The organism is Pseudomonas sp. SWRI51, assembly GCF_014268825.1.
GTDB classification, from domain to species: Bacteria; Pseudomonadota; Gammaproteobacteria; order Pseudomonadales; family Pseudomonadaceae; genus Aquipseudomonas; species Aquipseudomonas farsensis.
On the sequence record NZ_JABWRG010000044.1, the window covers coordinates 14,666 to 36,498 of the forward strand.

Below are 21,833 nucleotides of genomic sequence, written 5' to 3' on the forward strand. Positions count from 1 at the left end.
TTCGCCATGCGCCAAGCGCAATCGCTGCACTTCAGTACCCACGACGGCGTCGAGCTGCACTACCGTCACTGGCCCGCTACCCGCAACGAGCACCAGCCGCGCCGGGCGGTGGTGATGTTCCACCGCGGCCACGAGCACGGTGGGCGCCTTGCGCATCTTGCCGATGAGCTGAACATGCCGGGCTACGACTTCTTCGCCTGGGACGCCCGTGGCCATGGCGAATCGCCGGGCGCGCGCGGCGACAGCCCAAGCTTTGGCACCAGTGTGCGCGACGTGCAGACCTTCATCGAACACCTGCAGGCCCGTCACGGTATCGCCGAAGCCGACATGGTGGTGCTGGCGCAGAGCGTCGGCGCGGTGCTGATCGCCACCTGGGCCCACGACTACGCGCCCAAGGTGCGCTGCCTGGTGCTGGCCTCGCCGGCCTTCAAGGTCAAGCTCTACGTGCCGTTCGCCCGGCCTGGCCTGAAACTGCTCAAGGCGCTGCGCGGCAACTTCTTCGTCAACAGCTACGTAAAACCGCGCCTGCTGACCCACGACCCCGAGCGGGTGATGTCGTACCAGGCCGACCCGCTGATCAGCCGGCCGATCTCGGTGACCATGCTGCTGGGCCTGTACGATGCAGCCGACCGCGTGGTGGCCGATGCTCAGGCCATTCAGGTGCCCACCCAACTGCTGGTGTCCGGCGCCGACTTTGTGGTCGAGCGCGGCCCTCAGCAACGCTTCTTCGACCGCCTGGGCAGTGCCCGCAAAGAAATGCATGTTCTGCCGGGGTTCTTCCACGACACCCTCGGCGAACGTGACCGTGGCCATGCCCTGGCGCGCATCACCCGCTTCGTCGAACACTGCTTTGACGCGCCACTGCCGGCACCGTCGCTGCTCGATGCCGACAAAGCCGGCGCCAGCTGCGCCGAAGCCGAAACCCTCGCCGCCCCCCTGCCGCGCAACTCGCTGCGTGACCTGTACTGGCGCGCCACCCGCGCCAGCCTGCAACTGGGCAAGGGCTTGTCGGCCGGGGTGAAACTGGGCTTCGACACCGGTTTCGACTCCGGCTCCACCCTCGATTACGTCTACCGCAACACCCCCACCGGCAAAGGCCGCCTGGGCGAGCGCATCGACCGCAACTACCTCGACGCCATCGGCTGGCGCGGCATTCGCCAGCGCAAGCTGAACGTCGAGGAACTGCTGCGCCAAGCCATCGCCAGCCTGCGCGAGCAACAGCGCCCGGTGCATATCGTCGACATCGCTGCCGGCCACGGCCGCTACATCCTCGAAGCGCTGCAAGGCCTGGAGCAACTGCCCGATTCGATCCTGCTGCGCGACTACAGCGAACTCAACGTGCAGCAAGGCCAGGCGCTGATCAGCGCCAAAGGCCTGGGCGACATAGCGCGCTTTGTCCAGGGCGATGCCTTCGACCGCCAGAGCCTGGCCAGCCTCGACCCGCGCCCAACCCTGGCGGTGGTGTCCGGGCTGTATGAGCTGTTCGCCAGCAACACCTTGGTCGGCAACTCGCTGGCCGGCCTTGCCGATGCCGTCGAAGACGGCGGTTACCTGGTGTACACCGGCCAGCCGTGGCACCCGCAACTGGAGATGATTGCCCGCGCGCTCACCAGCCACCGCGGTGGCGAGGCGTGGGTCATGCGCCGCCGCAGCCAGGCCGAAATGGACCAACTGGTCGAAGCGGCGGGCTTTCGCAAAATCGCCCAGCGTATCGATGAATGGGGCATCTTCAGCGTCAGCCTGGCCCAGCGGGTGCGTTGATGGCCCGTGAAGCGGGGCTGATCCGCCGCGGCGTTTTCTGGCTGTTGCTGCTCGGGCCGTTGTTTTTTCTCAGCTACGGCTTGAGCAACAGCTACACCGCAGGGCGCGACGATGTCGGCAGCCTGGTGTTCGCCTGGGAGCGGCACATGCCGCTGTGGCCGTGGACGATCATCCCGTACTGGTCGATCGACCTGCTGTACGGCCTTTCATTCCTGCTGCCGCTGAGCCGCCGGGAAATGGACCGCCACGCTCTGGCCCTGCTCAGCGCGCAACTGATCAGCGTCAGTTGCTTCCTGCTGTGGCCCCTGCGTTTTACCTTCGAGCGCCCGGAACTCGCAGGCCTGTTCGGCTGGTTGTTCGACGTGCTGATGGGCTTCGACAAACCCTACAACCAGGCGCCGTCACTGCATATCGCGCTGCTGGTGATCATCTGGGCGATGTTTGCGCGTCACACCCAGCGCCCGCTGTGGCGCTGGCTGGTGCATGGCTGGATGGCGCTGATCGGGGTCTCGGTACTGACCACCTGGCAACACCACTTCATCGACCTGCCCACCGGGGCGCTGGCGGGGTTGCTGTGCCTGTGGCTATGGCCGGCACAAGGGCCGCTGCCCTGGCAACAGGCGCGCCTGGCGCACGACCCCAAGCGCTGGCGCCTGGCGCTGCGTTACGGGCTGGGCGCGCTGCTGCTGACAGTGTGGGCGCGCACGTTCGGGCCTGCGCTCTGGTGGCTGCTGTGGCCGGCGTTGGCGCTGCTGATGGTGGCGCTCAATTACGCGGTGTTTGGCGCGGCTGGTTTTCAGAAAAACCCGGATGGGCGCTTGTCGCTCGCTGCGCGCTGCTTGCTGGCGCCGTACCTGTTGGGGGCGTGGGTCAACTCACGGCTGTGGACCCGGCGCCATCCACAGGCCGACGAGGTGTGCGACGGGGTTTATCTGGGGCGGGTGCCTGGCAAGGCTGATGCGTCTCGGTTCGCTGGGCTTGTGGATTTGAGTGCGGAGCTGGGCTGTAGCGCCGCCACCGCGGGGTTCGAGGCGGCGCAGCGCTATGTGTGCCTGCCATCGCTGGACCTGATCGCCCCGGACAAAAACACCTTGGAGCAAGCCGCGCAAGCCATAGAGCGCTTGCGCCAGCACGGCCCGGTATTGGTCTGCTGCGCGCTGGGCTATTCGCGCAGTGCCAGCGCCGTTGCCGCCTGGCTGCTCGCCAGTGGGCGCTGCGCGACCTGCGCCGATGCCGAGGCGCTGATCCGCCAGGCACGCCCGGGCGTAGTCCTGCATCCAGCCCATCAGCAGGTGCTGCAACACCTGGAAGCCCGGCCATGAACCTGTTTGTTACCGCCAGCCTGCTGGCACGTGGCCGCCAGCTGGAGCGCCTGTCAGACGGCATCACCCTGCTGGCGTTGGCGCTGGGCCTGGCGCCGCTGCTGGGCCTGGCGCTACCCATGCTGCCAAAAGTGCTCTGTGCAGGCCTGGTGCTGCTGGGCATTGCCCATAAGTACTGGGCCGTGCGCGTGGCGCTGGATGCCGAGTTGTTCACGCGCATGGCCGCAAGCGGCGACCTGCCTGCCGACACCCAAGCCCTGGACCGCGCCCTGCATGCGCTGCGGCTCAAGGCCCAAGCCTGCGACAGCCGCGACTGGCCTGCCCGCAGCCAAGGCGCACTGTCACTGCTCAACCGCCAGGCCGTGTGCCTGGCTTTGCAGCTACTGTTGATTCTCACCCTCCCCTTCACCGGATAAGACCGATGCCATGCTTGCCAGCCTGACCGCCTTCGCCATTACCTCCGCCGCTCGCCTGATCACCGGCGCCCGCGCCTTGTGGCTGGGCTGCACGCCGCAACCGGTACAGCGCCTGTACTTCGCCAACCACAGCAGCCACGGCGACTTCGTGCTGCTGTGGGCGGCGTTGCCCGAGACGCTACGCCGCCACACCCGGCCGGTGGCCGGTGCCGACTACTGGTGCAAACCGGGCCTGCGCGAGTTCATCATCCGCCGGGTGTTCAACGCCGTGCTGATCGACCGCCAGCGCCCGTCCGCCGAGGGCAACCCGCTGCAGCCGGTGCTCGATGCCTTCGCCCAGGGCGACTCGCTGATCTTCTTCCCGGAAGGCACGCGCAACCTGGGCGATGAGCAGTTGCTGGCGTTCAAGAGCGGGCTGTACCACCTGGCCGCCGCCAACCCGCAAGTCGAGCTGGTGCCGGTGTGGATCGCCAACCTCAACCGGGTCATGCCCAAGGGCCGCGCCCTGCCCTTGCCGCTGCTGTGCACCTTGAGCTTTGGTGAGCCGCTGCACCTGCAGGACGATGAAAGCAAGCAAGCGTTTCTCGAGCGGGCCCGCCAGGCCCTGCTGAACCTGGCCCCGAAGGAAGCCTGAAATGGATCACAACACGCTGTCCCTGTTCGCTGGCATTGGCGCCTTGCTGCTGCTCGCCAGCCTGATCGGCCGCCTGCTCAAATGGCGCGCAGGCCCTGCCCCGCATGCCGTGATCGACAACCTCAACGCCCGCATCAACGCCTGGTGGGTGATGGTGCTGGTGATCGGCATCGCCTTCGTGTTCGGCAAATATGGCGTGATCGTGCTGTTCTACGGCGTGTCGTTCTACGCCCTGCGCGAATTCATGACCCTCACCCCAACCCGGCGTAGCGACTACCCGGCGCTGGCGGCAGCCTTCTACCTGGCACTGCCGGTGCAGTACCTGCTGATCGCCATGGACTGGTACGGGCTGTTCAGCATTTTCATCCCGGTTTACCTGTTCCTGCTGCTACCGATCCTGGCCAGCCTTGGCGGCGACACCACGCGGTTCCTGGAGCGCGCCTCCAAGGTGCAGTGGGGCCTGATGATCGCGGTGTACTGCGTCTCGGCGGTGCCGGCGCTGATGACCCTGGACATCCCGGGCTTCGAAGGCCGCAACCTGCTGCTGATCGCCTGGCTGATCATCGTGGTGCAACTGAGCGATGTGCTGCAGTACGTGTGCGGCAAGCTGTTCGGCAAGCGCAAGGTGGCGCCTAACCTGTCGCCTTCGAAAACCCTCGAAGGCCTGCTGGGCGGTGTAGCGCTGGCCACCCTGATCGGCGCCATGCTGTGCTGGATCACCCCGTTCACCTTCTGGCAGGCAGCACTGATGGCGCTGACCGTCAACGCCATGGGCTTCTTCGGCGGCCTGGTGATGTCGGCGATCAAGCGCGACCGTGGCGTCAAGGACTGGGGCCACATGATCGAAGGCCACGGCGGCATGCTCGACCGCATCGACTCGGTGTGCTTCGCCGCGCCCGTGTTCTTCCACTTCGTGCGTTACTGGTGGGCGTAAGGCGGGTAATAGCGCAGGCAGACAGCTGAGCGTCGAGCCTGGGCAACTGCGGGCACGGCGATGGCCCTATGGTAGTGAGTCTTATCACTCTTTGCCTGGAGCCACGCCATGTCCGATTTCATCACCGTGCTGCGCGAAACCTGCCCGACCCCGGTCGTCGATGCGACCAAATGGAAGCGCATCGGCGGCGAGCCGCACACGGTCAACCTCAACGCCTACCTGTCGGCTGACGGCAGCAAGATCATGGGCACCTGGATCTGCACCCCGGGCAAGTTCGAGGTCAACTACGACAAGTGGGAGTTCTGCCACTTCCTCGAAGGCTACTGCATCATCACCCCGGAAGGCGAAGAGCCCAAGCACCTCAAGGGCGGCGATGTGTTCGTGATCGAACCCGGCATGAAAGGCACCTGGGAAGTGGTCGAGACCGTGCGCAAGTATTTCGTGTTTGCCTAAGCGAAACACAGTATGGGAGCGGGCTTGCCCCGCTCCCTCGCCGAGCCTATCAGAGATGTGCAGGCTGTTCCGGCCTCATCGCAGGCTGGCGCCAGCTCCCACAGGAATCTGGGCCAGGCCCCGATATTGCGGCTATGCGCGGTATCTGTGGGAGCTGGCGCCAGCCTGCGATGAGGCCAGGACAGGGTTGTACAAAACAATAAAACCTCCCACGATCGCTTGTCGATTCAATCCTTCTTGCGGTACCCCTCGACGATCGCCGAGAAATCCTTGCCGCCATCACCGCGCAGGCTCATGGCCTGATACAGCTGCTGCGCCACCGCGCCGAGGATCACCGGCTGGTGCGCCTGGCGGGCAGCTTCAGTGGCCAGGCCCAAATCCTTGAGCATCAGTTCGGCGCCAAAGCCACCGGTATAACCGCGTGCCGCCGGCGCTGTCTCGATCACGCCAGGCCACGGGTTATAGGTGTCTGAACTCCAGCAACGCCCGGTCGAGCTGTTGATGATGCCGGCGAGCACCTGGGTGTCGATGCCCAGCGCGTTGCCCAAGGCCATGGCCTCGGACACACCGATCATCGAAATGCCCAGCAGCAGGTTGTTGCAGATCTTGGCAATCTGCCCGGTCCCCACCTCACCACAGTGCACGATGTTGCGGCCCATCTGCTCCAGCACCGGCTTGAGGGTGGCGAACAGTTCGGCACTGGCGCCCACCATGAAGGTCAAGGTGCCGGCCGCCGCGCCCCCGGTGCCGCCGGAGACCGGCGCATCGCCCATGTCGATGCCTTTGGCGGCGGCCGCCTTGGACACATCGCGGGCGGTCTGCGGGTCGATGGTGCTGCAGTCCACCGTCGGAGTGCCGGGCTTGATCCCCGCCAGCACGCCGTCGTCGTTCAGGTAAACCCCACGCACATGGGCCGCAGCCGGCAGCATGGTGATCACCAACTCGCTGTTGGCCGCCGCGTCCTTGGGAGAACGGCTGATCTGCCCGCCCAGTTCGGCAAGCTCGGCCAGCACGCTCTGGTTGAGGTCGAACAGCTGCAACTGATGCCCGGCCTTGATCAGGTTGCGGGCCATGGGCGCGCCCATGTTGCCCAGGCCGATGAATGCAATACGCATGGCGAACTCCTTAGCGCAGGCTGATGGTGGTGTTCACACCGTCGTTGACGCTGTCGTCATCGAACCAGCGGGCGGTGACGGTCTTGGTCTGAGTGTAGAACTGCACCACTTGTTTGCCGTACGGGCCGAGGTCGCCGAGCTTGGAGCCGCGCGAGCCGGTAAAGCTGAAATAAGGCACAGGCACCGGGATCGGGATGTTGATACCCACCTGGCCGATGTCGATCTCGCTCTGGAACTTGCGCGCCGCCGCGCCGCTTTGCGTGAACAGGCCTGTGCCGTTGCCGAACGGGTTGGCGTTGACCAGCGCGATGGCCTCATCGAGGGTATCGACAGTCAGGGTCACCAGCACCGGGCCGAAGATCTCCTGGGTGTACACCTGCATGTCGGTGGTCACGCCGGAGAACAGGGTCGGGCCAATGAAGTTGCCTTGCTCATAGCCCGGCACTTGCACATCGCGGCCATCGAGTTCGAGCGTGGCGCCTTCCTTGATGCCGCTCTCGATCAGCCCCAACACGCGCTCCTTGGCGCGCCGGGACACCACCGGGCCGACATCGGTGCCAGGCTCGCAGCCGGCGTTGACCTTGAGTTTGGACGCCGCTTCCTTGATGTCCGGCAGCCACTCGCGGGCCTTGCCCACCAGCACCGCGACCGAGGTGGCCATGCAGCGCTGGCCGGCGGCGCCGAACGCAGCGCCGACCAAGGCGTTGACGGTCTGCGTGCGGTTGGCGTCAGGCAGCACCACGGCGTGGTTCTTGGCGCCCATCATCGACTGCACGCGCTTGCCGTGCTGGCTGCCGAGGTTGTAGACGTGGGTGCCGACCTCGGTGGAGCCAACGAACGAAATCGCCTTGATGTCCGGGTGGGTGCAGATGGCATCGACCACCTCCTTGCCGCCGTGCACCACGTTGAGCACGCCCGCCGGCACCCCGGCTTCCAGCGCCAGCTCCACCAGCATCACGGTGGACAGCGGGTCCTGTTCGGACGGCTTGAGCACGAAGGTATTGCCACAGACGATGGCCATGGGGAACATCCACAGCGGGATCATCGCCGGGAAGTTGAACGGGGTGATGCCGGCGCACACGCCGATAGGCTGGCGCAGGGTGTAGGTATCTACGCCGCCGGCGACGTTTTCGGCAAATTCGCCCATTTGCAGGGTGCCGATTGAAGCGGCGTGCTCGACCACTTCAAGGCCGCGGAAAATATCGCCCTCGGCGTCGGCAATGGTCTTGCCCTGTTCAGCGCTGAGGGTCTGGGCGATGCGCTTGCTGTGCTCACGGATCAGCGCCTGCAGCTTGAGCATGATGCGCATGCGCGCGCCAATCGGGGTGTCGCGCCAGGTCTTGAAGGCGCGCTCGGCGGCGGCGACGGCGGCGCTTACCTCCTCGGCAGTGGCAAACGGCACCCGCGCCAGCACCTGCTGGGTTGCCGGGTTGACGATGTCGCGCCATTCGCGGGTTTTCGACTCGACCCATTGGCCGTCGATCAACAGCTTGACCTGCTCGACCTGGGTCTGGTCTGGGGTGTGCGGTGCGTTCATCTGCGCTCTCCTTGGAATTATTGTCGCAGCGATGATGCCAGCGCCCGGAATGAACACGGGGTGGCGTGTAGGGGCTGAGTTCGAGTATAGATGTGCAAACATCCAACAAGAATCAACAAAAAAACCGGATCATCATGCAAAAAGACCTCACCTCCCTGAGCGCGCTGAACTGGGACGACCTCAAGTTCTTTCTTGAGGTAGCGCGCACCCGCAAGGCCAGCAGCGCCGCCAAGCGCCTGGCGGTGGACTACACCACGGTGTCGCGGCGCATCAGCTCGCTGGAAGGGGCGCTGGGCACGTTATTGTTCGAAAAATCCCGCACCAGCGGCTTTGTGCTGACCGCCGAGGGCCAGCGCCTGCTGGGTTACGCTGAGGCCATCGAGAGCACGCTGCACATGGCTTGCGAGCAAGTGTCGGGCTCCGGGGTGGCGTTGTCGGGGCATGTGCGCATGGGCTGTACCGAGGGCTTTGGCAGTTTCTTCGTCACCCCGCAACTGAGCCATTTCGTCGATGCCTGGCCGGCGATCTCGGTCGACATCCTGCCGCTGCCGCACTTCATCAGCCTGTCAAAGCGCGAGGCCGACATCGTCATCGCCTTGGAGCGCCCCGAGCACGGCCCCTATGTGTGCTGCAAGCTGTGCGACTACCGCCTGCGCCTGTACGCCACCCAGGGTTACCTCGACAACCATGCGCCAATCAACACCCTGGCAGACCTGGCCAGCCATCCGTTCATCAGCTATGTGGACGACCTGGCGTTCAGCTCGGAGCTTCTGTACCTGGCCAACCTCATCCCCAACGCCCAGGCGCACCTGCGCAGCACCAGCGTGATTGCCCAGTACACCGCCGCCCTGCAAGGGCGCGGCCTGGCGATCCTGCCCTGCTTCCTGGCCGCCCAGGACCCACGGTTGGTGACGGTGTTGCCGGAGCAGATCGAGGTGACGCGGCAATTCTGGATGTATTGCCGGGAGGATTTGCGCAAATTGAAGCGCATTACCCTGCTGTGGGATTACATCCGCGAGGTGACCGAAGCCAATGCGCCGCTATTGATGGGCGAGACGCGGGAAATGAGGTTTGCTTGAAAGTGGGATATGCGGCACTGAGGGGTTGCCGACCTGTCATTTTTGCCAGTAGACCAAGCTCCGCGGAGGGCGCCAAATGTTCTTGAATACACTTTCAAGGAGTGACGGTCATGCAATCAAACTCTGGGAGAACCAAGCCGTGCCTGAACCTGATCGTGATCGGCGATGCAGGCCAAGGCAAGACAACCCTCACCGCCGCGCTGACTCATTACAGCGCGAAGTTTTATGCGACAACCAGAGCGGAATACAAAGACCTGTGTGAGGGGAAAGAAGAAATAAGTGGCAACGCGCGCTATAAAGTTGCTCGTGTGGAGTATGAGACGCACAACCGCATCTGCAGGCAGTTAGATTTTCCAGATCACACTGACTGTGTGAAATATTTGGAAAGTGGTGCAGCCAAGGTTGACGGTGCCATCCTGGTTTTCTCACAAACTGATGACTCTATGCTGGTCGTCAAAACGCAGTTAAAACTGTGCCGAGCGGCAGGCGTAGAGCACCTCGTGGTCTTCCTAAACAAAAAAGTTGAGACCATGGACCCAGAATTACTGGAGCTGATGGAAATGAAAATTAGTGACCTTTTGAACGCTGAAGGATTTAACGGCGATGACGCGCACTTTCAGGCCGGGTCTGCGCTTACTGCAAATAATGACGAACTTGATTGCCCTGTATACCTGCTAATGGGCAACATTGAAGCGGAGATTCCTCTGCCCGAACGCGGACCTCTCGGGGAGTCATAACACTGCCCGATTTAATAGGCCGGGGCCGTTTAGGACCACCACTTGCAGCACAACTAGCCCCTTCAATCCGACGCCACCACAATCGACACCCGCCGGTTCTCCATCCGCCCAGCCCCGGTGCGGTTGTCGGCCACCGGCTGGCTGCTGCCGAGCCCGCGGGTCTTGATGTTCTGCGCCTGCATGCCGATACCGGTCAGGGCATTGGCAACGCTTTGGGCGCGGCGCTCGGAGAGTTGCTGGTTGTAGGCGGCCTTGCCCGATGCATCGGCATGGCCGTCGATGCGCACCTGCTGGATATCGACCGACAGCAAGGCTTTGCCAATGCGCTCGACGATGGCCTGGCTCTGGCTGTTGAGGCCGTCCACGTCGCTGCCGAACAGCACCTTGCCCGACAAGTCGAAGGCCCAGCCTTCATCGGTAGGGGCAAAGCCTTCGCGTTTGAGCACGGCAATCTGCTCAGGGCTCAGGCCTTTGGGCGGCACGCTCTGGCAGCCTTGTAGCGCCAGCACGGCCAGCAACAAGGCCAGCAGGGCAATACGGACATTCAACACACGCTCGATCACGGTTCAGCTCCTGTTTTTTCCATCAGCGGCGCAGCTTTCCGTCTGCGCCACTTGCCATTGGCCACGGCGCTTGCGCTTGGCCTGGTACATCGCCGCATCGGCGGCATTGAGCAGACTGGCCGGGTCGTGGCCGTCGTCCGGGTAAAAAGCGATGCCCACGCTCAACGAGGTGGTGATGCTGCTGCCATCGCTCAGCTGGATCGGCACCTGCATGCTGCTCACCACCTTTTCGGCGATGCGCTGGGCGTCTTCGCGGGCCGGCAGGGGGCTTAGCAGTACGGCGAACTCGTCACCGCCCAGCCGCGCCACCAGGTCGTGCTCGCGCAACTGCGCGCGTACCCGGCTGGCGACACTGATCAGCACTTCATCGCCCACGGCATGGCCAAGGCGGTCGTTGATCTGCTTGAAGTGGTCGCTATCGAGGAACAACAGCGCCACCTGCCCCTGATGCTGTGCGGCGTTGCGCAGGCAGCGGTGCAGGCGGCCTTCAAAATAGGCGCGGTTGGCCAGGCCGGTCAGGCTGTCGTGGCTGGCCTGGTGGGCGAGGGTCTGGTTCTCGCTTTGCAGGTGGCTCTGCCAGGCTTCCAGTTCATCGAGCAAGGCGTTGAAGTCGTTGCCCAGTTCATTCAGTTCGGCGATGCCGGTCGGCGGCACGCGGCGGTCGAAACTGCGCTCGCGCCGAGCGGCGTGGGCAACGCTGGCAAGATGGCGCAGCGGGCGGATGATATTGCCGAACACACGCCGCGACAGGTACAGCGCCAGCAGCGCACTGACCACGCTGCACAGCAGAATACCGCCCAGCCCGCTGAGCAGAAAACGCAGCAGGCTACCTCCCTGCCCGGTCAGCTCGACGTGGCCGACTGGCTGCCCCATATGTTGTATCGGCAGGTTGATCGGGTCTTCGAGCAGTGTGTCGGCCACCTGCGTCTGCAACTGCGCAAACAGGCCCGCGTCGTCGCGCTGCCAGCGCGCCAGCAATACGCCGTCCTTGCCGTACACCTTGGCGTCGGCCACTTCTTCATTGCTGGCGATCAGCGCCAGTGCCTCGTTGGCCGCTGCGCTGTCATCGAACACCACGGCGGCCTCGACGGTGTAGCTGATGGAGCGGGCGATCAGGTCCAGATTGTGGCTGGCGTACACCCGCAGCGCCGCCACCCCGAGCAGCGTCACCAGCACCCCGGCAAGGCCTGCAGCCAGCAGCGCGACACACAGGTGGCCACGCCCAAGCACCGAGCGCAAGGTCGGCAACGGGTAGCGCAACGTTCTACGCTTCACGGCTGCACCGCCCGGCGCCGCGACAACTGCAGCACGCTGGGGTGAATGCGCACGCCGCTGCGCGCGACCGAATCCAGGTTGACCTCGAACGCGACATGCTGGTCGCTGACCCGCAGGCAGAACAGGCTGCCGACCGTGCACGGGTCATCGGCCTCGCTGATGCTGAGCACCGGCTGGCCCGTCAGGGTGGTGAACAGGCGCCCGCGCTGGGCCGTGTCGAGCTTGCCGATGTACACCGCGTCGCAGGCCTGGGCCACGCTTGCGTCATCGGCCAGCAGGCGGCGCACCTGCAACGGCTGCCCGGAATTCTGCAGGTTGCCCTTGATCAGGTCGTCGGCATATTCCGTGGGGCCGACCAGGCACAGGCGCAGCGGGTTGGGGGTATTGGGCCAGCGGGCGTAGCCAAGGATGCCCAGCACCACTTGAGTGACCGCCTTGGCACGCTGCTGGGCCTGGGCGGGAGCGGCGCCGCTGTCGGCATGGGCGCAGGTGCCAAACAGCAACAGCGTGGCCAGCAGCAGCGAGAGCGCAGGGTCCGTCACTCGTCTCAAGGCCGACACTGCCACGGTCATGGGGGGTCTCTCAGTGTGTTACCAAGTAATGCCGCAACGATAGCATAGTGCCGCCGTGTGCCATCACTGCGTGTGCTCCAACATCAGCCCGGAAACCCGCCGTACCTTACGCGCCACAGCGTCTTCAAATACCCCGGCACGCGGCTCGATCAGGCTGAAGCAATGCTTGGCACGGGTGATACCGGTGTACACCAGCTCTTTGGTCAGCACCGGGTTCAGCGCATCCGGCAGCACCAGCGCGGTATGGGCGAACTCCGAGCCCTGGGACTTGTGCACGGTCATGGCGAATACGGTTTCCACCTCGTTGAGCCGGCTGGGCAGCACGAAGCGCACCCCGCCGCTGCCGTCGTTGCGTGGGAACGCCACCCGCAGCAGCGCCTGGCCCTGGTCATCGGGCAAACGCAAGGCGATGCCGATGTCGCCGTTCATCAAGCCAAGGCCGTAGTCATTGCGGGTGACCAATACCGGGCGGCCTTCGTACCAGGCTTGCTGGCTGTCGATCAGCCCGGCGTTGTGCAGCACCCGCGCGACCCGTTCGTTCAGGCCCTCGACACCCCAGGCGCCACGGCGCACCGCACACAGCAACTGGAAGTCCTCGAAGCTGTGCAGCACCTCGGCCGCCCAGTGTTCCCAGCGCGGATCATCGGCGCCAGTACCGGGCGGCGGGCGCAGGCGGCCGATGGCGCGCAGGTAGCTGCGATAGCCCTGCGGGCCGTCGGCGCCGCGATTGAGGCCGTCCAGCAGCAGGCGGTCGAAGCGCTTGTCGTGCTCGCCGCCCAGGGTCAGGCAGAACACATCGGCAGGCGCGCTGGCCAGCAGCTCGCGGGCTTCGGGCGCCTGCTGGCGGTTGACCAGCCGCGCCAACTGGCCGATGCCGCTGCCTTCGCCAAAGCGCCGCGAGTGGCGCAGCATGACAATTTGCTGGGCCAACGGCTTGCTGGGCGCCACGGCGGCGGTCAGGCCGGTTGTCGCCAGCGACTGCCCGCCCACCTGCTCCAGCCAGCTCAGCGTCTGCGGCCAATAGCAGCCTTCTTCGGCGTCGCGACACAGGTCGCCGAGCACCGCGCCCGCCTCGACCGAGGCCAGCTGGTCCTTGTCGCCGAGCAGCACCAGGCGGGCAGCAGGCGGCAGCGCATCGAGCAGGTTGGCCATCATCTCCAGGTCGATCATCGATGCTTCGTCGACCACCAGCACATCCAGCGGCAGCGGGTTACCGGCGTTATGCCGAAAATGCCGAGAGCCGGGACGGCTGCCGAGCAGCCGGTGAACGGTGCTGACTTCAGTGGGAATGTGCGCGCGCACGCTGCTGTCGACCTGCAACCGCTCGACCTGTTGGCCGATGGACTCGGTCAGCCGCGCCGCCGCCTTGCCGGTGGGCGCCGCCAGGCGGATGCGCAGGGGCCTGCCCTGCTCCACTGCCGGCGCTTGCAGCAGGGCCAGCAGGCGCACCACGGTGGTGGTCTTGCCGGTGCCGGGGCCGCCCGTTATTACGCTGAAGCCTGCGCGAGTCGCCAAGGCGCAGGCAAGTTTCTGCCAATCCACCTCGCCTGCGGGCGCACCGCCGGCAAACAGCTGCTCCAGGCGCTCGGCAAGGTCGGGCTGCAGCGATTGATGGCGCGCCAGGCGCTGGTGCAACGCCGCATCAATGCGCCGTTCATAGGCCCAGTAGCGGCGCAGGTACAACCGCTCGCCGCTGCGCACCAATGGCCGGGTGCGCTGCTCGGGGGCATCGGCCGCAGCCACCAGCGGGCTTTCGCCGATGCGCTGCAGCCAGGTAGCCAGGTCGAGGCTCGCCAGCAGCTGCGAAGGCAGCAGCAATGGCCCGGCCAGGGCATCGCCCTCAGGCGGCAGCGACAGGGCAAAATCGGGCTCGGCCAAGGTTTGCGCAAGGTCCAGGCAGACATGCCCATGGCCCAACTGGTGGCTGGCCAGTGCGGCGGCCAGCAGCAGCAAGGGGTCACTGCCGGGGGCGCGCTCTTCGAGAAAACTCACGAAGGCCCGGTCCAGGGCGCGCAGCCAGCCGCGTTCCACCCAGCGGTCGAGCAGGGCCAGCAGGTCGAGGCTGTCGCGCAGTGGCGCCAGGGCACTGAGGTGCTCGGCCTGAAGTGCGGTGGGCAGCAGGTCGGCAAGGCTTCGGCTCATGGCACCGCTCCGGCAAACAGGTCCTGCTGTTCCGGGGCTTGCTCGCCCCGGAACAACGCATCGAGCGCTTCGATCAGCGCCCGTGGCGGGCGGGCCTGATACAGGCCGTGGCCTGCGGCGGTGACGCCACGCAGGAAGATGAACAAGGCACCGCCAACATGGCGGTCGTAGTCGTAATCTGGCAGCCGCGCACGCAACTGGCGATGCAGGGCCAGCAGGTAGAGCACGTACTGCAAGTCGTAACGGTGATCGAGGATCGCCTGCTCCATGGCCAGCGCGTTGTAGGCCTGGGCGTCGGGGCCAAGCCAGTTGGACTTGTAGTCGGCCACGTAGTAGCGCCCGTCCAGCTCGAAGGCAAGGTCGATGAAGCCTTTGAACATGCCGTTGAGCTGGCTCGGCTGGAGGGCGGGTCGCGCAGCGCCATCATGGGTGTGGCGCGCCACCAGGTGGTCGAGCTGCAGCACATTGACCTGATGGCTGGCGAACCAGAACTCCATCTCGATCTGGTACTGGTTCAGGCCTGCCAACGTCAGGGTGCCCTGCTGCAGCGGCATCGGCTGCACCAGCATGGCCTGCAACCATTGCGTCAGGGTCGGGATCCAGCCGCTCCAGTCGCGGCGGTTACACCGCTGGCCGACAGTGCGCACGATTTGCTCGGGCTGCGCGCCCACCTCGGCAAAGCCTTCGCGGCCCGCCCATTCCAGCAAACCATGAAGGAAAGTGCCGGGCGCTGGGCCACGGGGGAAGCGGTGAATGTCGCCGGCCTCGGCCGGGACTTCGCGCAGCAACTGGCTGTCGAGCACTTCGTCATCGAGTAGCTGCTGGGCCTGAGAGCTGTCGGCGACCAGGGTCTGATCGCCCACGCGCAAGGCGCTGTAAGAGGCGATCCACCAGTTCTCGGCTGCCGCGCGGCGCGGCTTGCGCGGTGGCAACAGCTCATGCTCGCTGGCAGGGATCCGGTAGCGCTGCTCGTCGGCCTCGGGCAGCGGCGCGCTGCTGATCGCAGGCATGTCGTTACCGAGTGCCTGCAACCATTCGCCGAGCTGGCTGGAGGCAGCCAGGGGCTGGCCGCCGCCGAGCAGGTAGCCCAGGGCCGAGCGGTGCAATTGCGAGCTGCGCTGGCTGCCGCGCTTCAAATCGGCAACGCCCAGCCAACAGGCATGCTGGGCGCGGGTCAGGGCCACATAGAGCAGACGCAGGTCTTCGGCCAGGCGCTCGTCGTCGGCGCGCTCTATCTGCTGGGCGGTGGGGGTCAAGGTCAGCTGGCTGGCGCCGTCGTCGTCATGCCAGGCCAGCGGCAGGCGCGAGCCGTCCACGGGCTTGCCGGTGCAGATGAACGGCAGGTACACCAACGGGTATTCAAGGCCTTTGGACTTGTGGATGGTCACCACTTTGACCAACTGCTCATCGCTTTCAAGGCGCAGTATTTGCTCCTCGCCGGCCTGCCCGGCATTGGCCAGGTGTTCGGCCAGGTGCCGAATCAGCGCCTGCTCGCCATCCAGCTCACCGGCGGCCTGTTGCAGCAGCTCGGCCAGGTGCAGCAGGTTGGTCAACACGCGCTCGCCGTCGCTGCGAACCATCAGGCTGCGCGGCAACTGGAAGTCATGCAACAGGCGCCGCAACATCGGCAACACGCCTTGGCGCTGCCAGGTTTCGCGGTAACGACGGAAATCCATGACCCAGTTTTCCCAGACCCGCTCGTCCTGGTTCAGCCGCTCAAGCTCACGCAGCGGCAGGTCGAGGGTAAGGCTGGCCAGCGCGGCCTTGAGCAGGCGCTCGGAGTCGGGTTCGGCGCAGGCCTTTAGCCACGCCAGCAAGTCATGGGCTTCTTGCGCGGCAAATACCGAGTCCTTGTCGGACAGATACACACTGCGCACGTCACGGGCGGCAAGCTCGGTGCGGACCATCTGAGCCTCGCGCCCATCACGCACCAGGATGGCGATATCCGACGGCAGGCATGGCCGTAGCCTGCCCTCTTCATCGGCAAAGCCGGTCACGCCCTGCTGGCCGCCATTGAGCAAAGCAACGATGTGGCTTGCACAACTGGCGGCCATGCGCTGGCGGTACAGGGTATTGGCGACCGGCTCATCGATTTCGAGTTGCCAGCATTGCAGCGCCGGGCACGCTTGGCCGTCGATCTGCAACTGCTCGCTGCGGCCCTTGGCTTTGACCTCGATGAACGGCAGCGGGTTGTCGCCCTTGGCGCGGAACAAGAATGCGCCCCGGCCTTGCTCGCGCTGTTCGGCCAGCATGAACACGCGGTTGACCGAAGCGACCATGGCCTGGCTTGAGCGGTAGTTGGTGTCCAGGCTGTGCAAGCGCCCGGTGGTGGCGCGCCGGGCGGCCAGGTAGGTGAAGATGTCAGCGCCGCGGAAGGCGTAGATCGCCTGCTTGGGGTCGCCGATCATGAACAGGCCGGTGTCGGGGTTGTTGTCGCTGATGCGGTAGATACGCTCGAAAATGCCGTACTGCACCGGGTCCGTGTCCTGGAACTCGTCGACCAGCGCGACCGGGAACTGCTCGCGAATCAGCGCGGCCAGGCGCTCGCCTGCCTCGCTGCGCAGCGCCTGTTGCAGGCGCAGCAGCATGTCGTCGAAGCCCATCTCGGCGCGGCGGCGTTTTTCCACCTCAAAGCGCGCCGAAACCCACCCTGCGGCGTGCTCCAGCAATTGCGCATCGGGGGTTGCCAGGTTCTGCAACTGCTCGCGCAGGCCATGCATGGCTTGCAGGCCGGGGTGCTGCGGCGGCTCGCCGACTTTCCAGGCTTCGGCCATGCCGTCGGGGGTCAGGCGCGTGAAGCCGGTGCCCAGGTCCAGCTCCATCGCCTGCGCGTCGCCGGCCCAGGCGCGCAGCTTGTCGAACCACGGCTCGAAGTAGCGGGCTTGCAGCTTGCGGCCATCGGCGTGCTTGGCCGCGACGGCATCGCGGCAGATCTGCTGCAGCTCGTCGGCCCAGACAGCCCAGGGCGCCTTGAGCTGGTCGAGCTGCTCGGTGCGCAGGCGCAGGGCTGCCTCGATCAGTGCCTGTGGCTCAAGCTCGCCCACCTCGGCGCGCATGCGCCCGAACAGGGGGCGGATACGTGGCAACAATGCGTCGGGGCTGACCCAGTTGCTGCGCACCCAGTTCAGCGACTCGCCGCGCATACCGTAGCAGAAGCGCCGCCAGTAATCGCGAACCACTTGGCCGAGCAATTCGCTGTGGTCGGTCTCCAGGCTCTGGGTGAACAGGCTGCCACTGTCGAAGGCGTGCTCGCGCAGCATGCGCTGGCACCAGCCGTGGATGGTCGAGACGGCGGCCTCATCCATCCATTGCACGGCAATTTCCAGGCGGTTGGCACAGCGCGGCCAGTGCGCTTCGGGGTAGTCATCGCGCAGCAGGTGCAGCAGCGGGTCGGCGCCGGCAAGCTCGCCGCGGAAAAACCGCGCAGCTTCCGCCAGGCGGGCGCGGATCCGCTCGCGCAGCTCTTTGGTGGCGGCGTCGGTGAAGGTCACCACGAGAATCTGCGGCGGCAGCAGTTCGCGGCTGAACGCCTGGTCGTCGCCATGGCCCAAGATCAGCCGCAGGTACAACGCCGAGATGGTGAAGGTCTTGCCGGTGCCGGCGCTGGCTTCGATCAGCTGGCTGCCGTGCAAGGGGAAACTCAAGGCCAATGGGCGGGCCTGGCTCATTGGGCGCTCTCCGTGTTGCCGAGGGTTTGCCAGGGGGCAGCGAACAGCGGCCGGTACAAGGTTTCGCACCAGCCTTCGAAGGTTTCATCTTCGCTGAGCGCGGCAAAGTCGCGGTACTGGCGGGCCAGGGCGAGGCTTTCGCTGCGCTCGCCAAAGCTGTTCTGGCCGTCACCTTCGTAGGCACGGGCGGCAGCGGCCAGGGCTTTGTCCGGGTCTTCCTGGGCCAGCCAGGCGAAGGCGGTTTTGGCCGCCACCGGCAGCGGTGCATTCATTGCCGCCTGGCGCGCAACCAACAGCTCGCCCAAGCGCTCGGCCGCTTCAGCCTGGGGCAAGGGTGCAAGTAGCAGCGTCAGGTCGCTGGCCACCAGCGCGCTGTGCAGCGGGTAACCTGAGGCGCAGGCCGCCAGGTGCATCACCCAGGTGGGGATCAGCCGGTGGCGCTTGAGGTTGTTACGCCCGGCGCTGAGCGTGTTGGGCACGGTGGTGATGCTCAGCAGGCTCTGGTCGTGCGCCTGGTACACGCGCCCGAGCCAGCCTTCCAGGCGCTGCCCGCCGTGTTCGAAGTGGATCGGCAGCGCGCCCTCGACCAGGCTCGGCCAGCGTTGCAGCAATTGCCGGTGGCGCTGTAGCAGGTCGGGCAGCGGCTCGATCAGCTCGGCCTGCAGGGCCTCCCCAAACCCGGCCAACGGCAGCAGGCCACACGCCTGCAATTTGAGGGCCTGGGCCTTGAGCGCGTGTTCGGCGTTGTCGGGGTCGGCCAGCGCGGCGCCCAGCAGGCTTTCACTCAGGCCATAGCGCTGCAAGGCATCGAGTACGAAGGGTTCTTCATCAGGGGTGGGCGCTTCCAGGGCTTCGAAGAATACTTTCAGGCGCTGGCTGAAGAAGTGCCTGACCGGGTGGCGCAAAAAATCCTGCAATTGCATCAGCGTCAGCGGTTCGTCGCTTTCGTAGGGCGGCAGCGCTTCTGGCGCGGCCGGCGCGCTGGCGTCGATGCCGTGCAGGGCCAGCCACTCGTTGGCGAAGCTGAACAGCGGGCTGCCCTTGTGGAAGTAGCGCTGGCTGAAAGGTTGCAGCGGGTGTTCCTGGGTCAGTGCGTGCAACAGTTGCTGGCCGGCGTCGTGCTTTTCGTCGTGCTGGGCGCCGGCCAGTCGCCAGCCGGCCGCGAGGTGGTCGCGCAGTTGGCCGATCAATACCGAGGCCGGGCGCTCGCTGTTGTCGCGGATGCTGCGCCCGACCCAGCTGACATACAGCTGGTCGCGGGCCGACAGCAGCGCTTCGAGCAGCAGATAGCGGTCGTCCTCGCGGCGTGAGCGGTCGCCTGGGCGGTAGTCGCTGGCCATCAGGTCGAAATCGAGCGGTTGCTGCGCACGCGGGTAATCGCCGTCGTTCATGCCGAGCAGGCAAACCACACGGAACGGGATGGCGCGCATGGGCATCAGCGTGCAGAAATTCACCGAGCCTGCCAGAAAGCGCTGGGACAGCTTGCCTTGGTCCAGGCCCGACAACCACGCCTCGCGTACCACGGAGAGGGGCAGCAGGTCGTTCAAGGCTACCGATTCGCACGTCTGCAGCCAGGTGTCGCGCAGGTCCTGCAACTGGGCCAGCAGCAGTTCATCGTGCTCGTGCTCGGCCAGGAAGAAAATCTGCAACAAGGCGTGCAGGCGCTCACCCCATTGGGTGGCAGTGGCCGGCTCAGACAACACATTGCACGCGACGTCGAGGGCATCGAGCAACGCGACCAGCGGGCCAATCAGGGCGGCGTCCAGGCCGCCGATCTCATCGAACGGCTCGATGCCGTCGCAGCCTTCGCCCATGCCCACCGCATAGCCGAGCAGCATGCGCCGCAGGCCGAAACGCCAGCTGTTCTGCTCAAGCCCTTCGGGCAGGCCGAGGGTAGCGCGTTGCCGGGCATTGAGGCCCCAGCGGATGCCGGCGCCTTCGATCCAGCGGTGCAGCGTCGGCAGGTCGCTTTCCTGGATGGCAAAGCGGGCGCGCACAGCGGGCACGTCGAGCAGGTCGAGCACTTCACTCACTGCAAAGCGGCTGTCTGGCAGCTTGAGCAGGTGTTCCAGGGCGATCAGCAGCGGGTCGCGGCCACGTTGGCCCTGATCGGTCAGGGTGAACGGGATATAGCGTGGGTCGTTGCGATCCAGTTGGCCGAATACCGCCCGAATGTGCGGGGCGTAGGTATCGATGGCGGGCAGCATGACGATGATGTCACGCGGGCGCAGGTGCGGGTCGGCACTGAAGCGGGCGAGCAACTGGTCGTGAAGGATCTCGACTTCACGCTGCGGACTGTGGGCAATATGGAAGCGTACCGAGCGGTCCTTGGCGGGGTTGACCGCTGGCCACTGCTCGCGGGTTTCGCTTAGTGGGCGCAGTTCGAGGATATCGTCCTGCAGCTGGTTCAGCAGGGTCTTGGGGTCGGCCTCGCTGAACAGGTCGATACGCCCATCGCTGAATACGCCTTGATAGCTGCCCGGGTCGTCGTAGCTGTCGAGCAGGTTGATGTAGTCGCGGCCTTGCTTGCCCCAGGCTGCGAGCAACGGGTGAGCATGCTGGTGCAGCAGTTCATCGTCCAGCTGCAGCGGCATGCCTTGCTTGCGCTGCTGGCGCTTGTACTGGTGGCGCAGCAGGTCTTTGTCGGCAACGATGTCGCCCCAATGGTGGCGGCAGGGGTTGTGCACGCACAGCAGCACCTGGCTGAAGCGGGCAAGGCCGGCAAGGGCTTCGAGAATCTGGGCCGGCAACGATGAAATACCAAACACGATCAGGCGTGCCGGCAGGCCCTTGGGTGCTTGCTCCAGGCCGTTGATGCGTTCGATGAAGCGCTGGTGCACCCCGGCGCGGCTCTGTGCCATGCCGGCCTCGCCCACGTCTTCGAGCAGGGTCCGCCAGAGCTCGGCTTGCCAGCGGTTGCCGGGCGCCAAGGGCTTGCGCTCGCCACGGGCGGTGTTGATCACGTGGTTGCCGCTGGCCCAGTCTTTCAGCCAGTCAGCGCGATAGACCTGGTATTGGTCGAAAAGGTCGGCAAGGCGCTCGGCCAGTTGGTAGCGCTTGCGCAGGTCGGTATCGTCGGTGAGAAAACGCCGCAGCGGCTCGAAATGCGGGCGCTCGATCACTTCGGGCAGCAAGCGCATCAGGCGCCAGGTCAGCGGGGCCTTGTCCAGCAACGACACTTCAGGGATTTCGTCGCGGCCCAGCACCCGACGGTAGAGCTGCCACATAAAGCTGCCCGGCAACTGCACATCTATGGCGGCAGCAATGCCGCAGCCGCCTTGATCGTCATCTTGCGGGTCTTGCGCCAAGGCGAGCTTGAGCCACTGGGCAATGCCGTTGCTCTGCACCAACGCGATTTCGTTCTCTAGCGGTGCCAGCGGGAAACGGCGCATCACACTCACCACCAGGTTGCGCAGTTCATCCAGGCGATTGCCCTGGACGATCATGAAGCCTGGATGCAGCGAGGTAGTGGTGGTCATTCAGCGCTCTCTGGGAGGGTTGGTTCTGCCGGGGAACCATATCACGGGCCGCTCTTTTTCCGACCCGGAAAAGACAAAACCCCTACCTGCATGCGCAGATAGGGGTTTTGCGAAATGAATCTTGACGATGACCTACTCTCACATGG

Annotated in this window: 16 protein-coding genes; 8 read left to right on the forward strand and 8 right to left on the reverse strand. The window is 65.4% G+C overall.

Annotation, left to right across the window (positions count from 1 at the left end; genetic code table 11):
• The first annotated feature begins 6 nt into the window (after window positions 1-6).
• The 6 genes from HU720_RS14300 (at window position 7) to HU720_RS14325 (ending at window position 5,520) form a co-directional block, all read left to right on the forward strand.
• Window positions 7-1,761 carry a bifunctional alpha/beta hydrolase/class I SAM-dependent methyltransferase gene (locus tag HU720_RS14300; RefSeq protein ID WP_186520584.1) on the forward strand — a complete coding sequence of 585 codons (1,755 nt, stop codon included), beginning with the start codon at window positions 7-9 and terminating at the stop codon, window positions 1,759-1,761.
• Window positions 1,761-3,083 carry a phosphatase PAP2/dual specificity phosphatase family protein gene (locus HU720_RS14305; protein WP_186520585.1) on the forward strand — a complete coding sequence of 441 codons (1,323 nt, stop codon included), beginning with the start codon at window positions 1,761-1,763 and terminating at the stop codon, window positions 3,081-3,083. The genes HU720_RS14300 and HU720_RS14305 overlap by 1 nt, the downstream gene beginning before the upstream one ends.
• Complete coding sequence (locus tag HU720_RS14310; RefSeq protein ID WP_186520586.1) at window positions 3,080-3,499, forward strand: hypothetical protein; 420 nt, start codon at window positions 3,080-3,082, stop codon at window positions 3,497-3,499. Before HU720_RS14305 ends, HU720_RS14310 begins: the two co-directional genes overlap by 4 nt.
• A gap of 10 nt (window positions 3,500-3,509) precedes the next feature.
• Window positions 3,510-4,133: a lysophospholipid acyltransferase family protein gene (locus tag HU720_RS14315; RefSeq protein ID WP_186520587.1), complete on the forward strand. Its 624-nt coding sequence runs from the start codon at window positions 3,510-3,512 to the stop codon at window positions 4,131-4,133.
• Window position 4,134: 1 nt separating this feature from the next.
• Window positions 4,135-5,067 carry a phosphatidate cytidylyltransferase gene (locus HU720_RS14320; protein WP_186520588.1) on the forward strand — a complete coding sequence of 311 codons (933 nt, stop codon included), beginning with the start codon at window positions 4,135-4,137 and terminating at the stop codon, window positions 5,065-5,067.
• A gap of 108 nt (window positions 5,068-5,175) precedes the next feature.
• Window positions 5,176-5,520, forward strand: coding sequence for a cupin domain-containing protein (locus tag HU720_RS14325; protein ID WP_038411964.1), 345 nt, complete (start codon window positions 5,176-5,178; stop codon window positions 5,518-5,520).
• 227 nt (window positions 5,521-5,747) lie between these two features.
• Here HU720_RS14325 and mmsB read toward each other — a convergent pair whose 3' ends face one another.
• Together mmsB and HU720_RS14335 are read right to left on the reverse strand one after the other, a co-directional pair.
• Window positions 5,748-6,635 carry a 3-hydroxyisobutyrate dehydrogenase gene (gene mmsB / locus HU720_RS14330; RefSeq protein WP_186520589.1) on the reverse strand — a complete coding sequence of 296 codons (888 nt, stop codon included), beginning with the start codon at window positions 6,633-6,635 and terminating at the stop codon, window positions 5,748-5,750.
• A gap of 10 nt (window positions 6,636-6,645) precedes the next feature.
• Window positions 6,646-8,172, reverse strand: a complete 1,527-nt coding sequence (locus HU720_RS14335; protein WP_186520590.1) for a CoA-acylating methylmalonate-semialdehyde dehydrogenase — start codon at window positions 8,170-8,172, stop codon at window positions 6,646-6,648.
• A 134-nt stretch (window positions 8,173-8,306) separates the two neighbouring features.
• On the opposite strand from HU720_RS14335, the gene HU720_RS14340 reads away from it, so the two are divergent.
• Window positions 8,307-9,251, forward strand: a complete 945-nt coding sequence (locus HU720_RS14340) for a LysR family transcriptional regulator (RefSeq protein ID WP_186520591.1) — start codon at window positions 8,307-8,309, stop codon at window positions 9,249-9,251.
• A 110-nt stretch (window positions 9,252-9,361) separates the two neighbouring features.
• On the forward strand, window positions 9,362-9,988 hold the full coding sequence (locus HU720_RS14345) for a GTP-binding protein (protein WP_186520592.1): 627 nt from the start codon (window positions 9,362-9,364) through the stop codon (window positions 9,986-9,988).
• A 62-nt stretch (window positions 9,989-10,050) separates the two neighbouring features.
• Here the strand turns inward: HU720_RS14345 and HU720_RS14350 are convergent, their stop codons facing one another.
• From HU720_RS14350 to recC, 6 genes are all read right to left on the reverse strand, one after another.
• Complete coding sequence (locus HU720_RS14350) at window positions 10,051-10,551, reverse strand: OmpA family protein (RefSeq protein WP_186520593.1); 501 nt, start codon at window positions 10,549-10,551, stop codon at window positions 10,051-10,053.
• Between the two features lie 3 nt (window positions 10,552-10,554).
• A complete protein-coding gene (locus HU720_RS14355; protein WP_186520594.1) occupies window positions 10,555-11,826 on the reverse strand; it encodes a diguanylate cyclase in 1,272 nt (423 codons plus the stop codon).
• Entirely contained in the window at window positions 11,823-12,398 is a 576-nt protein-coding gene (locus HU720_RS14360; protein ID WP_186520595.1) for a YfiR family protein, read from the reverse strand. The genes HU720_RS14355 and HU720_RS14360 overlap by 4 nt, the downstream gene beginning before the upstream one ends.
• A 63-nt stretch (window positions 12,399-12,461) precedes the next feature.
• On the reverse strand, window positions 12,462-14,540 hold the full coding sequence (recD, locus tag HU720_RS14365; protein ID WP_186520596.1) for an exodeoxyribonuclease V subunit alpha: 2,079 nt from the start codon (window positions 14,538-14,540) through the stop codon (window positions 12,462-12,464).
• Window positions 14,537-18,208 carry an exodeoxyribonuclease V subunit beta gene (recB, locus tag HU720_RS14370; protein WP_186520597.1) on the reverse strand — a complete coding sequence of 1,224 codons (3,672 nt, stop codon included), beginning with the start codon at window positions 18,206-18,208 and terminating at the stop codon, window positions 14,537-14,539. Before recB ends, recD begins: the two co-directional genes overlap by 4 nt.
• Entirely contained in the window at window positions 18,205-21,687 is a 3,483-nt protein-coding gene (gene recC, locus HU720_RS14375; protein ID WP_186520598.1) for an exodeoxyribonuclease V subunit gamma, read from the reverse strand. Before recC ends, recB begins: the two co-directional genes overlap by 4 nt.
• Between the last annotated feature and the right edge of the window lie 146 nt (window positions 21,688-21,833).

Coding starts and splice junctions, on each gene's coding strand:
- HU720_RS14310 (WP_186520586.1), top strand. CDS start 3,080: ATGAACCTGTTTGTTACCGCCAGCCTGCTGGCACGTGGCCGCCAGCTG.
- HU720_RS14335 (WP_186520590.1), bottom strand. CDS start 8,172: ATGAACGCACCGCACACCCCAGACCAGACCCAGGTCGAGCAGGTCAAG.
- HU720_RS14320 (WP_186520588.1), top strand. CDS start 4,135: ATGGATCACAACACGCTGTCCCTGTTCGCTGGCATTGGCGCCTTGCTG.
- mmsB (WP_186520589.1), bottom strand. CDS start 6,635: ATGCGTATTGCATTCATCGGCCTGGGCAACATGGGCGCGCCCATGGCC.
- recD (WP_186520596.1), bottom strand. CDS start 14,540: ATGAGCCGAAGCCTTGCCGACCTGCTGCCCACCGCACTTCAGGCCGAG.
- HU720_RS14340 (WP_186520591.1), top strand. CDS start 8,307: ATGCAAAAAGACCTCACCTCCCTGAGCGCGCTGAACTGGGACGACCTC.
- HU720_RS14300 (WP_186520584.1), top strand. CDS start 7: ATGCGCCAAGCGCAATCGCTGCACTTCAGTACCCACGACGGCGTCGAG.
- HU720_RS14345 (WP_186520592.1), top strand. CDS start 9,362: ATGCAATCAAACTCTGGGAGAACCAAGCCGTGCCTGAACCTGATCGTG.
- recC (WP_186520598.1), bottom strand. CDS start 21,687: ATGACCACCACTACCTCGCTGCATCCAGGCTTCATGATCGTCCAGGGC.
- HU720_RS14360 (WP_186520595.1), bottom strand. CDS start 12,398: ATGACCGTGGCAGTGTCGGCCTTGAGACGAGTGACGGACCCTGCGCTC.
- HU720_RS14305 (WP_186520585.1), top strand. CDS start 1,761: ATGGCCCGTGAAGCGGGGCTGATCCGCCGCGGCGTTTTCTGGCTGTTG.
- recB (WP_186520597.1), bottom strand. CDS start 18,208: ATGAGCCAGGCCCGCCCATTGGCCTTGAGTTTCCCCTTGCACGGCAGC.
- HU720_RS14315 (WP_186520587.1), top strand. CDS start 3,510: ATGCTTGCCAGCCTGACCGCCTTCGCCATTACCTCCGCCGCTCGCCTG.
- HU720_RS14325 (WP_038411964.1), top strand. CDS start 5,176: ATGTCCGATTTCATCACCGTGCTGCGCGAAACCTGCCCGACCCCGGTC.